We start from the raw sequence: 13,128 nt of genomic DNA, 5'->3' as shown, positions 1-13,128 counted from the left end.
AAAACAGTTGCATGCTAGCCTGAGCCGCAAACCCCAGGAGGGCCGCATGAACAACAATGCCGTCACGCTGATCGCCGTCTTTTTCGCCGCCATCGGCGCCGCGACTATCTACTTCCTCGGCCTGACGGGCATCGGCATCGCGCTGATCGCCGTCGGCATCATTCTCGGCATCACCCTGCGCACTTGCGCCGAGTGGGAGCGCGCGGTGGTTCTGTTCCTTGGGCGCTTTGCCGGGGTGCGAGGGCCGGGGCTGTATTTCCTCATTCCGGCTTTCGAGAATGTTTACACGGTGGTGGATACCCGCCGCCAATCCACGCGCATCTCGGCCGAGGACACGCTGACCGCCGATGCCGTGAGCGTGACCATGGACTCCATTCTGTTCTGGCGCGTGACGGACGTGAAGCGCGCCGCCACCGAGCTTACCGACTACCGCAATATGGTTGCCCAGGTGGCGCAGACCTCGCTGCGCGAGGTGATCTCCGCCACTCGGCTCTCGGATTTGCTGGCCAGCCGCGAGTTGGTGGACGAGAAGTTGCAGGCGCTGATCGCCCGCAAGACCGATGGCTGGGGCATTGGCGATATCGCGGTGGAGATCCGCGACGTGAAGATCCCGCCCGAACTGAACGACGCGATGAGCCGCAACGCCCAGGCCGAGAAAGAGAAAGAGGCGCGCGTGACCTTGGCCAGCGCCGAGGTCGCCATCGCCGAGCAGATCGCCGCCGCCTCGCATATTTACGCAAACAACCCGGTGGCGCTGCAGATCCGCCAGATGGGCCTGATCTACGACATGAACAAGGATCGCGGCGTGACCATCCTGGTGCCCACCGGCATGGCCAACGCCCTGGGCGCGTCCATTGCGCTCAACGTGCCGCCGGCGGCGCAGTCTCCCGCGCTGCCCGTTATGTCGCCCGTGCCCGGCTCCGTGCCGAGCGCGTAGTTACCCGGCCGTCACCACGATCACGTGTTCGGCGTCAGTCTCGCCGAGCGCCTGGTGCAGCGCGCCGATAGCCGTCAGCATCGCCTCGCCGGCGCCGTCGGCCTCGTCCTCGGTGAAGTCCTCGTACAGCTCGGCCAGCTCCTTGGCGTCGAAATTATCCGGGGCTAGCTGTTCGAGGTAACGGTCCTGGTCGTCCTGGGTGAGGATGAAGACCAGCGTGTCGGTCGCCTCGGCGATGTCCGCCAGGGTCGCGTTCTCGCTGGTCTCCAGGTCGATGTCGTAATCGTCCGCCAGGATGGGCAGCAGCACGGAGAAGATCTCGCCATCGCCGTCATACTCCGCCACCGAGGTCCCGGCCTCGGCCAGGAAATTGGCGAGGGCCCGTGGGTCGTCGTCCTGTGCGGCGGCGACGAGATCGCCAAGATTGGCGCGGTTGAGGCGGGTGAAGGTCGCGTTTGCGGCCATGGGAAGCTCCGAAAACTGGTTGCGGCCCGCCCCATAACAGCGCCGCAAGTATGCCGCTACCCTCTTGGAGAGTTGGACTGGTTTTCATAAATTACGCGCCACCAGAACGAGGACCGCATGACTGAAGAAACACGTAATTTCGGCACCGAGGTCGGCCGCCTGCTCGACCTTGTGGTGCATTCGCTCTACTCGGACCGCGAGATCTTCCTGCGCGAGCTGGTGGCCAACGCCGCCGACGCCACGGATAAGCGCCGCTTCCTGGCCTTGTCGGACGAGGCTTTGGCCCTGCCCGAGAATCCGGCCATCCGCATCTCGGTGGACAAGCTGGCTCAGACCATCCGCATCGAGGATTGCGGCATCGGCATGACCAAGGAGGAGCTGGCGGACCATCTGGGCACCATCGCCCGCTCCGGCACCGCCGCCTTCACCTCGCAGCTCGCCGAGAAGAAGCCCGAGGACCGGCCCAGCCTGATCGGCCAATTCGGCGTGGGATTCTACTCCGCCTTCATGGTGGCGGACAAAGTGGAAGTCATCTCCCGCAAGGCCGGGCACGACGAGGCCTGGGAATGGGTCTCGGACGGCAAGGGCCAGTACACGCTGAAGAGCGCGACGCGGGAAGCCCCTGGCACCACCATCCTCCTGCACATCAAGCCCGATGCCGAGGAGTTCCTGGAGCCGTTGCGCCTGGAGACCGTCATCCGCAAATGGGCCGACCATATCGCTCTGCCCATCGAGCTGGAGGAGGACGGCGCGTTCAAACCCGTGACCGAGGGCAAGGCGCTCTGGCGCAGGCCGAAGAGCGAGATTTCGGCCGAGGAATACGCCGATTTCTACCGCCATGTGGCGCATCAGTTCGACGAGCCCTGGGCGACGATCCATTGGCGTGCGGAAGGCACGCTGGAATTCTCGGCGCTGCTGTTCATCCCGTCCTCCAAGCCGTTCATGCCGGTCGAGGATGTGCGGGCGTCGAAAGTCCGGCTCCACGTGAAGCGGATGTTCATCACTGACCAGGCCGAGCTGCTGCCGCACTGGCTCTCCTTCGTCAGCGGCGTGGTGGATACCGAGGATCTGCCGCTGAACGTCTCCCGCGAGCTGCTCCAGGCCACACCGGTGCTGGACAAGATCCGCAAGGCGCTCGTCAACCGCGTGCTCTCCGAACTGAAGGCCAAGGCCAAGGAGCCAGAGGCGTTCAAGGCCTTCCTGGAGAATTTCGGCGTGGTGCTGAAGGAGGGCATTTACGAGGATACCGGCCATGCGGCTGATATCGCGGGGCTGTTGCGCTTCGAGTCCACCAGGGAGGGTTCGACCACGCTGGACGAGTACATCGCCCGCATGCCGGAAGGGCAGGAGGCGATCTACTACCTGGCGGGTGAGGCCGGACATCTGAAGACCTCGCCGCAGCTTGAAGGCTTCGCCGCCAAGGGGTTCGAGGTGCTGCTGCTGTCCGATGCGATCGACGCCTTCTGGCCCGCGCGCCTGGGCACCTACAAGGAGAAGAAGCTCACTAGCGTCTCCCAGGCCGGGGCGCTGTTCGAGGCCGCAGAGGCGGATGAGACGGTGAAATCCCTGTGCGAGAAGCTGGCCAAGGCGCTGGATGGCAAAGTGTCTGCCGTGTCCGCCTCCACCCGCCTGCAGGACAGCCCCGCCATGCTGGTGGCGGCCGAGGGCGGGCCGGATCTTGCCATGCAGCGCCTGCTGCGCCGGGCCGGGCGCCCGGTGTTCGGCTTGCCGCCGAAGCTGGAGATCAACCCCAGCCACAAGCTGGTGCAGGCCCTGGCCACGCGCGAGAGCGTGGAGGACGAGGCCGGGCTGCTGCTGGACCTCGCCAAGCTGCAGGAGGGCGATCTGCCCGAGGACCCTGCGGCCTTCGTGCGGCGCGTGGCCGCCGCCATCGCCGGAGCCTGAAAACAAAAAGGGGGGCTTTTGGCCCCCCTTCCGTCGCAGTCGGTTCCCGGGGATTAGTTCCCGAGATTGATCTGGCGCTTGTTGGTGGCGGCGCCGGTCACGGCACCGGCGGCACCGCCGACGAGGGCGCCCGTACCAGCGCCCATGCCCGTGACGGAGCCGATGATGGCACCCGCTCCCGCGCCGATAGCGCCACCCGAAAGCGCGCGCTGGCCAGTGGAATCGCCGCAGCCGGCAAGGCCGAGGAGGGAGGATGCCAGCGCCAGGCTGGCCAGGAATTTACGGGACATAGTCGATACTCCAGTAGTTTGTCCGTGTGGGGTGTCTCCTGCCCAAGGCGGGAATTCAACCCACATCCCCCGGCTGAACGGGGGAATGACGCTTTCTTCATCCAGCTGTTATTCGCCGACAACCGGCTCTTACGGGGGCGAGCCATGCGGTGCGGGCGGTGCCGCGGCCGCGGCGTTTGTGCCTTTGCAAATGCCCCCCGCGCCCGGGCCGATGCCGGCGAACGTGCCAAAAACGGCGGAATCCCACGCCGTGCGCGTTTCCGTGCCGTTGCCGCAGCCGGCAAGGCCCAGGCACGCCGCCAGAAGGATCGCCGCCAAGGGTTTGGCGTTCATCGCATCTCACCTCGTCGTGGTTCAGATTCCCCTTATGGACCGGGAATTGTGGCGTTTGAAGGGCGCAATTCGGGCTTGCCCCCCGGCGGCGCGGGCTGTAAGCCCTGCCCCGATGGCGCGTCTGGCGCTATATCTCTGGGATTTTCGCGGCACGGCGGCGGGTCTGCCGCAGGAAGGGTTTTCGATGTTTTCCAAACTTCTCGGTTTGATGTCTGCCGATATGGCGATCGATCTCGGCACCGCGAACACGCTGGTCTACGTGAAGGGGCGTGGCATCGTGCTGGCGGAACCCTCCGTGGTGGCCATGCAGGAGATCAAGGGCCGCAAGCAGGTTCTCGCCGTGGGTGAGGACGCCAAGCTGATGCTGGGCCGCACGCCGGGCAACATCCAGGCCATCCGCCCGCTGCGCGACGGCGTGATCGCCGATTTCGAGGTGGCGGAGGAGATGATCAAGCACTTCATCCGCAAGGTGCATAACCGCCGCGGCTATGCCTCGCCGCTGATCATCATCTGCGTGCCGTCCGGCTCCACCGCCGTGGAGCGCCGCGCCATCCAGGAATCCGCCGAGTCCGCCGGTGCGCGCCAAGTGCTGCTCATCGAAGAGCCGATGGCCGCCGCGATCGGCGCCAACCTGCCGGTGACCGAGCCCTCCGGCTCCATGATCGTCGATATCGGCGGTGGCACCACCGAGGTGGCGGTGATCTCGCTGGGCGGCATCGTCTATGCCCGCTCCGTGCGCGTGGGCGGCGACAAGATGGACGAGGCGATCATTTCCTACATCCGCCGCGCCTTCAACCTGCTGATCGGCGAAAGCTCGGCCGAGCGCATCAAGATGGATATCGGCGCCGCCTGGATGGACAGAAACGATGACGGCCCGACCCGCCATGTGAAGGGCCGCGACCTGATCAACGGCGTGCCGCGCGAAGTGACCGTGACGCAGCGCCAGATCGCCGAGAGCTTGGCCGAGCCGGTCGGGCAGATCGTCGAGGCAATCAAGGTGGCGCTGGAGAACTGCCCGCCGGAGCTGGCGGCGGACATCGTGGACAAGGGCATCATGCTCTCGGGCGGCGGCGCGCTGCTGCACCGGCTGGACGAAGTGCTGCGCGTGGCCACCGGTCTGCCGGTGATGGTGGCCGAGAACCCACTGCAATGCGTGGCGCTGGGCACCGGCCGTGCGCTGGAGGAGCGCAACCTGCGCCAAGTCACATCTTCCATGTATTAACGGCGGTTTGCCGCCCCCGGCATGGCGCGCTAATTTAGCGCCATGCCGCTTCACTTCTTAAAAATGCATGGCGCGGGGAATGACTTCGTGGTGCTGGATGCCCGCACGACGCAGCTGAACCTCTCCGCCGCCGCCATCCGCCACATTGCCGACCGCCGCCTAGGCGTGGGCTGCGACCAGCTCGTCATCATCGAGCCCGACGAAGCCGGGGCCGACGCCTTCATGCGCATCCTGAACGCCGACGGCTCCGAAAGCGGCGCCTGTGGCAATGCCACGCGCTGCGTGGCCGCCCTGCTGGCCGAGGAAACCGGCGAGCGCGGGGTGACCATCCGCACCATCTCTGGCCTGCTGAAGGCGGAAATCCTGGGGCCGGGTCTGGTTGAGGTGGATATGGGCACGCCGCTGCTGGAATGGGGCGACATCCCGCTCGTAGGTCCGGCGGATACGCTGCATCTGCAACTGGCGCTCGGCCCGGTCTCCGACCCCGCCGCCTGCTCCATGGGCAACCCGCACGCCACCTTCTTTGTCGATGGCTTCGCCCATCTGCGGATCGAGCTGATCGGCCCGAAGCTGGAAACGCACCGGATGTTCCCCGAGCGCGCCAATATAGGCTTCGCCCTGATCGAGAGCCCGAGCCGCATCCGCCTGAAAGTGTGGGAGCGCGGGGCAGGGCTGACACTCGCCTGCGGCTCCGGCGCCTGCGCGGCGCTGGTGAATGCGCACCGGCGTGGCCTCACAGGGCGTCAGGCCACGGTGGCGATGGATGGCGGCGAGCTGCTCATCACCTGGGCCGAGAACGGGCATGTGCTGATGCGCGGCCCCGCTGAAACCGCCTTCGCGGGCGAACTGCCGGATCTGGTGTAAAACATGGCCGTATCGTCTTTCTTCTCCCGGCTCAAATCCGGGCTGTCCCGCTCTGCGGCCAAGATCACCGGCAACATCGCCGCCGTGTTCACCAAGCGCAAGCTCGATGACGAGGCGCTGGAGGAGCTGGAGGAGCAGCTCATCGCCGCCGATCTCGGCACGGCCGTGGCAGCGCGGGTGATCAAGAGCTTCCGTTCCACCCGCTTCGGCAAGGAGGTTACCTCCGAGGAAATCCGCGAGACGTTGGGCGGCGAGATCGGTAAGGTTCTGGCTCCCGTGGCCAAGCCTTTGGAGATTGACCGGAGCAAAAAGCCTTATGTCATCCTGATGACCGGGGTGAACGGGGCGGGCAAGACCACGACCATCGGCAAGCTGGCGCTGCGCTACAAGCAGGCGGGGCTTACCTGCGTGCTGGCGGCGGGCGACACCTTCCGCGCGGCGGCGGTGGAGCAGCTCCAAGTCTGGGGTACCCGTGCGGGCGTGGAGGTGGTGACGGCCCCCGCCAATACCGACCCGGCTTCGCTGGCGCATGACGCGCTGTCCCGCGCGCAGAAGATCGGCGCGGATGTGCTGCTGATCGACACCGCCGGGCGGCTGCACAACAAGACCGCGCTGATGGAGGAGCTGCGCAAGATCATCCGCGTGATCCGTAAGCTAGACCCCACAGCCCCGCACGCCACGCTGCTGACGCTGGACGCCACCACCGGCCAGAACGCGGTGACGCAGGTGGGTATCTTCAAGGAGATGGTGGACCTGACCGGGCTGATTGTGACCAAGCTGGACGGCTCGGCGCGCGGCGGCATCGTGGTGGCCCTGGCCGAGAAATACGGCCTGCCGATCCACGCCGTGGGCACGGGCGAGCAGATCGACGATCTGCGCGAGTTCGACCCGGAGGAGTTTGGGAAGGCGCTGGTGGGGGAGTAGGGGGAGCAATGCTGGCGGTCGCGTGTCTCTGTCGCAAGAGATTGTGTCGAGCGACAAAGACGCGCGACATGAGATCGTTCGGTTAAGCCTAAGTGGCGGTGATGTCGCGTAATTTACAATTTGTACGACAATCTGTGATCGGGTAGGGAGGAGGCAGACGGGTAGCTTCTGAGACGAAGCCGTAGAGAAGCAGGCATTAGGTGGCCGATGCCTTTAGTGTGGCTTCTGGTAAATTGCCCTCGAGCAAAGCACAGAACTCTTTTTGCAAGTTTGAGATCTGCATAGATCACCAAAAAACGAGCGCCTATATTGTGATGCAAATTTACCTTTTGCGAATTCCAAATCGGTGTCACTTGTCCAGAGTGCATTCCTTGGAGAGAAGGAGGAGGAGGACAAACTACCCGATGACTGAGCTTGCTAAGTCAATTCTGATAGCAGCTATAGCGCCTGTTATTATGGCAGTTGTTATAAATGTCTCCATTTTAGTATTTGTAACCAGAGGGGTCGATTTTTGGGTTTTTATGTTTGCCTTCGGAACTTTTGTTGTCGGGCTACCAATCTCTATTTTTGGTTGTGTCTCGGTTGGATACTTGGTCCACAAAATATTTGAAAAGTATAAATTCACGCAATTGTATTGGTACTTGAGTGCTGGGATTCTTTCTGGCTGGGTAGCGAGCACTATGTGCCCGACCGCCCTGGCTAATTCATTCGTGCCATCTGTAGATAGACTGGAGTTTTTTCTTTCTCCGCCACTTTCAGCAATGACATTTTGGCTTTTAGCTCGGCCGGACAAAGATTCTTGTGGCTCTCTGGGGACTTAACCGCAAGTTTAAGCGGGTTCGACCTTGATTTTAACATACTCTAGCAGATGGGATCTATAGAGATGATTTATACATCACGATCCATTGCTAAGATTTTTGCGATAATGTGCTTATTAGGATTGGTGCCGCCGGTTATCTGGTTGGTAGGGATGCTTCAGGGCGATTATGTCGGTGACGGAGGGATATTGGATGGCGTCACTCCATTTTATCTATGCTCAATTCTTGAGCTTGCAGCAGGATTTGGCTGAAAACTAGTGGCTAATTTTTTCTTTTTACTTTCAGCCATATTAAATTCGTTTCTTTAAGGTTAGGCTGTTCATGTCGGTACCGTAGCAGGAATTGAGTCACCATCATAATTTTGGCACCTGATGTCTGCGCATGGGAATGTCGAGCAATGTTTCGGTTGCACCGTATTCAGGACAGCATTTAGACGCTGGAGCTAATCTAAATAGGAGGGCGATCATGGAGGTTAAAGAATTGGCAGCCATACTAAGCAATGAAGGCTTTAGACCAGAATCATACGATCTCTCGGGTTGTGGAAGAAATGAGTCCTACGTTCTCAGAGAGGATCACGCCATATGGTCAGTCTTCTACAGTGAGCGCGGCAACGAGAACGATAAGCGGATGTTTGGTAGAGAGGCGTTGGCTTGTGACGATTTGTTGACTCGCCTTCGTGCAGATCCAACAACGAAACAGCGCTAAATCGCTCTCTTATTAACGTCCGCTATGGGTCGTTTTTTACCTAAATCAGGATTGTCGCATAACTTAGGATTCACGCGACAACCTCAGCTCACGGCATAAGCTCGCTTTACCGGCAACTCCTAAACAAAATGTCAGCGCTTCCCAAAGCGTAACTCCTCTTACGCCCCCTCCCGCTCCAACAGCGTCCGCAGCAGGGTGCAAAACTCCACCACGCTCAGCGTCTCCGCCCGGCGCTGTGGGTCGATCCCCGCCGCCTCCAGCAATTCCGCCCCGCCCAGGCTTTTCAGCGCGCCGCGCAGCATCTTGCGCCGCTGGCCGAAGGCCGCCGCTGTCAGCCGCTCCATGGCCTTCAGCTCCCGGCGCGAGGGCTGCTCGGGCTTGGGCACCAGCCGCACCAGCGCCGACTCCACTTTCGGCGGCGGGGCGAAGGCCCCGGCGGGGATGTGCATCTGCATCGTCACGTCGCACAGCCACTGGCTGAGCACGGAAATCCGCCCATAGGCGCTGGTATCCGGCGCGGCGCAGATGCGCTCGGCCACCTCAAGCTGGAACATCAGCGTCATGGACTGATATGCCGCCGCCTGCTCCAGCCAGCGCACCAGCAGCAGCGTGCCTATATTATAAGGCAGGTTGGCGACGATGGCGCGCGGCGCGGGCACCAGCGCCGGGATGTCCGCCTGCATCGCGTCGGTGTGCAGGATCGTCAGCCGGTCGGTGAGCTGGGCCAGTGCGGTGATCGCCGCCACGGCGCGCGGATCGTACTCGATGGCGGTGACATGCGCCGCCCCGGTGCCCAACAGCGCGCGGGTCAGCCCGCCTGGGCCGGGTCCGACCTCCACCACATTTACTCCGCTGAGGTCCCCTGCGGCGGCGGCGATGCGCGCCAGCAGATCAGGCTCCAGCAAGAAGTGCTGGCCGAGGGATTTGTCGGCCCTGAGGTCGAAAGCTTTGATGATGTCCCGCAGTGGCGGCGGAGGCGCAGAAAAAACCGGCATGGGCGCTTGTTACCCCATGCCGGGGCGTGGCAACAGTGAGGGCGTGAGCGACCGTTCCGCAACCTCATCGCTTTTGCAGGCGCCGAAGCTGCTGCGTGCGCTGGTGCGGGCCGACGAGGTCTGGCTGGCGCTGCTGGCCACGGTGGTTGGCGTGTTCGGCGGCTTTGGTGTCGTGGTGATCAATTTCATCACCACGATGATGCATACCGTGCTGTTTCATCTGCCGCCGGGGCAGGGGCTTTCGGAGTCCAAGGCGCTGGACCCAGTGCGGGCCTTGGCCGTGCCGGTGCTGGGTGGGTTGGTGCTGGGGTTGTCCATGGCGGTGCTGGCGCGGCTGCGGACCCATCATCTGGTCGACCCGATCGAGGCCAACGCCCTCTATGGCGGGCGAATGTCGCTGCGGGACTCGCTGATCGTCGCGGTGCAGACGGCCTGGTCCAATGGTGTCGGGGCATCGGTGGGCATGGAGGCGGGCTATGCCCAGCTCGGCTCGGGCATAGCCTCCTGGGTGGGCCGGAATTTCCGGCTGCGGCGCAATGATCTGCGCGTGCTGGTGGGCTGTGGCGCGGCGGCGGCCATCGGCGGTGCGTTCAACGCCCCGCTCTGCGGCGCGTTTTACGGTATCGAGCTGGTCATCGGCATCTATTCCATCGCCACGCTGCCCTTTGTGGTGCTGGCGGCGCTTGCGGGCACGCTTACCGTGCAGATCCTGGGCTTCGCCTCGCCGCCGCTCAATGTGCTGCTGCCGTTGGATGTGCCGCATGATGAATATGGCATCGTGCTGGTCGAGGGTGTGGCCTGCGGTATTGGCGGCATTGTCATCATGCGCGGCGTCACGCTGGTGGAGGCCGCCTTCCGCCGCTCGCGCATTCCGCTATGGGGGCGGCCCATGCTGGGCGGGCTGGTGGTGGGGGTGTTTGGCATTGTCACGCCCAAGGCGATGTCCTCGGGCCATTCGGCCCTGCATACTTATATAGATTTTAGTTTCCCCTTCCTCGTTGTGCTGGGGATTCTGGTGGCCAAGGCGGTCGCCTCGGCGTTCTCCATCGGCGCAGGGTTCCGGGGCGGCCTGTTCTTCGCCTCGCTGTTCCTGGGCGCGCTGTTCGGCAAGGTGTTCGCGGGCATCTGTGGTGTCATGCCTTTCGTGGCTTACATGCCCGCGGGCTTCTATGCCGTGGTGGGCATGAGCGGGCTGGCCAGCGCCATTGTCGGCGGGCCGATGACCATGACCTTCCTGGCCTTGGAGAGCACGCAGAATTTCGCCGTGACCATGGCGGTGCTGGCCGCCTCCATCGCCGCCACCATCACCGTGCGGCGGCTGTTCGGCTACTCCTTCGCCACCTGGCGTTTTCATCTGCGCGGCGAGAATATCCGTTCCGCCGTGGATGTCGGCTGGATTCACTCCCTTACTGTCGGGCGGATGATGCGCCCCGCCACCGTTACCGTGCAGGCACGGATGAGCCTAGCCGCCTTCCGCCAGGATGTGCCGCTGGGCGCCACCCAGCGCGTGGTGGTGACGGACGAGACCGGCCGCTACGCTGGCATCGTCTACCCGCCGGAAGCCGCCGCGATGAATGGGGAAAGTTTGACCGTGGCGGCCATCCTGCACCATGGCGAGCATTTTTTGCTGCCGGGGATGAACGTGAAGGAGGCTCTGGCCATGTTCGAGACGGCCGAGGCCGACGCCCTGGCCGTGGTCGATGGGGCGGAGACCCGCCGGGTACTCGGGGTGCTTACCGAGCAATACGCCCTGCGCCGCTACAGTGAAGAGTTGGACAGGCGGCGCAAGGAGATGTCTGGTGAGTAATGTTTTTTAAACATGCCGTTCATATAACAACTCTGTGACAAATTTTCTGCGTGACGCCTGAATAACGTGGATATTGTACGGATACGGCACCAAACTCGTAAAACAATTGCCCGTTTTTGCTTGAGGCGGGTGGCGGGCGGTAGAGTGGGGCAGCATAACAGACAATTTTGTTCCTTTTTAAATATCAACGGCATGATTTTGCGTGGTTGGTCTGTATAAAATTTATGAATAAATATATTTTTTTATAAAAAAACGCAGATCATAGATTATTTTATACCTTTTTTAAACGGTTTTGATTTTTCGCCCTTTTTTCTGATGAAGATTCAATAATCCGGGAAGTGGATTTTTTCTTGCGTTTGCTGCACTGCATAAGATAAATAGCCGGTAATAGCGATCACCTGCGGCAGTAAGGACGACTTAAGAGATGGCAGCTTCACTTACGATTGGCGGCGCGTTCAATTCCCAGGCAGGGATTGTCTCCGTGCCCTCGAGCTTTTTGGGCACCACCTCGACATCGGGGTCCCTCAACGAGCTGTTACAGAACTACCTGGTCTCCCTGACCACCTCGATCCAGGGCGGCGCTTACGGCTTCGAGAACAATGATATTGCTGGGGGCTCCGACTTCTCCTCGGTTCCCTCCTCGGTTGCCGGCTCCTTCGAGGAGTTCACCAACACCGACTCCACCGGCAGCGTGACCGGCGGCACCGTGAGCGGCGCTTATACCGTTGGCAGCGGCATTACCGACGTTATGGTTCAGGCCCCCGGCAATGTGACCCTCACCGGCAACGGCACCACCAAGTTCGCCCTGTTCGGTGCCGACAGCAACGTCACCTACAACCAGAGCACTGGCGGCTCCGCTTCCATCGTTGCCGCAGGCGGCAACAACTCCATTTATGTCTCCGCCGCGAACGCCAGCGACACGGTGTACAGCGCTGGCAACGATACCGTGACCTTCAACGGCATCGGCGGTAACGAGGTTGTCAACGCCGCAGGTAATGCCACCACGACGATCTTCGTCGGCGGTTCCGATGTTGCCAGCGTCACCGCGAGCGAAAGCGCGCAGGGCAGCGTGGTCTTCCTGCAGAACGCTGGTGGCAACCTGCTCTTCATCAACAGCTCCACCCAGGCGCAGACGGTGTATTCCGGTTCGTACACCACGTCCGGCGGCGGTTCGATCTTCGCGCCGAACTCCGTCACCGTGAACGCGGGTGCTGGCGGCGGCTTCTACGTTGGCGGCCGCGCCGGCAACAACTCGCTGATCGGCGGCTCCGGTGCGGTTACCCTGCAGGGCGGCGGCACGGGCGATACCCTCGTCGGTAACGGCGCCTCCAACGATCTGTACGGTGGCACGGGCCTCGAAACCCTGATCGGCTCCAGCACTTCCGGCGCCAATATTTTCCAGATCGGCCTCAACTACGTGGGTATCGGTCAGGTCACCGCTTCCGGTGTGGTCTCCACCAGCGGCTCCGGTGTGCAGTCCTTCATCATCGGTAACACCAATGGTGAAACCATCACCGGCTCCACCGCCACTGGCTCGTACAACCTGTACGACGTCGTCGGCAGCAACTCTGGCAGCCTGACCACCGGCGGCAGCTCGCTGACCATCACGAATTTTGGTGCCAACAGCACGATCTTCCTCACCGATGCGACGCTGGGGAACACGAGCGATACGTCGATCTACACCATCGCCAGTGCAATCGGCCCCAGCGGCGGCACCGATGTCGTTCTCAATGACGGCACGACCATTCTGCTCAAGGGTGTCAGCGCCTCGCATATCTCCAGCGACACCATGAATGGCGCGAACGGCGTCCTTACCTATATTAAGTACAGCTAATAGGCCGACGGTTCAAAAAAGCCCGCCCT

12 protein-coding genes are annotated in these 13,128 nt (G+C 62.3%); 8 read left to right on the top strand and 4 right to left on the bottom strand.

Annotated elements, in window-relative coordinates; all coding sequences use genetic code 11:
* Positions 1–46: 46 nt before the first annotated feature.
* Complete coding sequence (locus HNP71_RS10755) at positions 47–937, top strand: slipin family protein (RefSeq protein ID WP_183266919.1); 891 nt, start codon at positions 47–49, stop codon at positions 935–937.
* On the opposite strand, the gene HNP71_RS10750 is transcribed toward HNP71_RS10755, so the two are convergent.
* Entirely contained in the window at positions 938–1,402 is a 465-nt protein-coding gene (locus tag HNP71_RS10750; RefSeq protein ID WP_183266918.1) for a hypothetical protein, read from the bottom strand.
* 117 nt (positions 1,403–1,519) lie between these two features.
* Between HNP71_RS10750 and htpG the strand changes: the two genes are divergently transcribed.
* A complete protein-coding gene (gene htpG / locus HNP71_RS10745) occupies positions 1,520–3,307 on the top strand; it encodes a molecular chaperone HtpG (protein WP_183266917.1) in 1,788 nt (595 codons plus the stop codon).
* A 53-nt stretch (positions 3,308–3,360) separates the two neighbouring features.
* Here htpG and HNP71_RS10740 read toward each other — a convergent pair whose 3' ends face one another.
* A complete protein-coding gene (locus HNP71_RS10740; protein ID WP_183266916.1) occupies positions 3,361–3,597 on the bottom strand; it encodes a YMGG-like glycine zipper-containing protein in 237 nt (78 codons plus the stop codon).
* A gap of 129 nt (positions 3,598–3,726) precedes the next feature.
* Positions 3,727–3,930, bottom strand: a complete 204-nt coding sequence (locus HNP71_RS10735) for a hypothetical protein (protein ID WP_183266915.1) — start codon at positions 3,928–3,930, stop codon at positions 3,727–3,729.
* 184 nt (positions 3,931–4,114) lie between these two features.
* On the opposite strand from HNP71_RS10735, the gene HNP71_RS10730 reads away from it, so the two are divergent.
* The 4 genes from HNP71_RS10730 (at position 4,115) to HNP71_RS10715 (ending at position 7,761) form a co-directional block, all read left to right on the top strand.
* On the top strand, positions 4,115–5,152 hold the full coding sequence (locus HNP71_RS10730; protein WP_183266914.1) for a rod shape-determining protein: 1,038 nt from the start codon (positions 4,115–4,117) through the stop codon (positions 5,150–5,152).
* 42 nt (positions 5,153–5,194) lie between these two features.
* Entirely contained in the window at positions 5,195–6,016 is an 822-nt protein-coding gene (gene dapF, locus HNP71_RS10725) for a diaminopimelate epimerase (protein ID WP_183266913.1), read from the top strand.
* Between the two features lie 3 nt (positions 6,017–6,019).
* Positions 6,020–6,940, top strand: coding sequence for a signal recognition particle-docking protein FtsY (ftsY, locus tag HNP71_RS10720; RefSeq protein WP_183266912.1), 921 nt, complete (start codon positions 6,020–6,022; stop codon positions 6,938–6,940).
* Positions 6,941–7,344: 404 nt separating this feature from the next.
* A complete protein-coding gene (locus HNP71_RS10715) occupies positions 7,345–7,761 on the top strand; it encodes a hypothetical protein (RefSeq protein WP_183266911.1) in 417 nt (138 codons plus the stop codon).
* An 860-nt stretch (positions 7,762–8,621) separates the two neighbouring features.
* Here the strand turns inward: HNP71_RS10715 and rsmA are convergent.
* Positions 8,622–9,458, bottom strand: a complete 837-nt coding sequence (gene rsmA, locus HNP71_RS10710; protein ID WP_183266910.1) for a 16S rRNA (adenine(1518)-N(6)/adenine(1519)-N(6))-dimethyltransferase RsmA — start codon at positions 9,456–9,458, stop codon at positions 8,622–8,624.
* 43 nt (positions 9,459–9,501) lie between these two features.
* On the opposite strand from rsmA, the gene HNP71_RS10705 reads away from it, so the two are divergent.
* Both HNP71_RS10705 and HNP71_RS10700 read left to right on the top strand, forming a co-directional pair.
* A complete protein-coding gene (locus tag HNP71_RS10705) occupies positions 9,502–11,265 on the top strand; it encodes a chloride channel protein (RefSeq protein ID WP_343062389.1) in 1,764 nt (587 codons plus the stop codon).
* Between the two features lie 424 nt (positions 11,266–11,689).
* Positions 11,690–13,099 carry a beta strand repeat-containing protein gene (locus HNP71_RS10700; protein ID WP_183266908.1) on the top strand — a complete coding sequence of 470 codons (1,410 nt, stop codon included), beginning with the start codon at positions 11,690–11,692 and terminating at the stop codon, positions 13,097–13,099.
* Positions 13,100–13,128 lie beyond the last annotated feature (29 nt).

The sequence above is a fragment of the Acidocella aromatica genome, assembly GCF_014201825.1.
GTDB classification, from domain to species: domain Bacteria; phylum Pseudomonadota; class Alphaproteobacteria; order Acetobacterales; family Acetobacteraceae; genus Acidocella; species Acidocella aromatica.
This window is presented reverse-complemented; position numbering and strand designations above follow the sequence as displayed.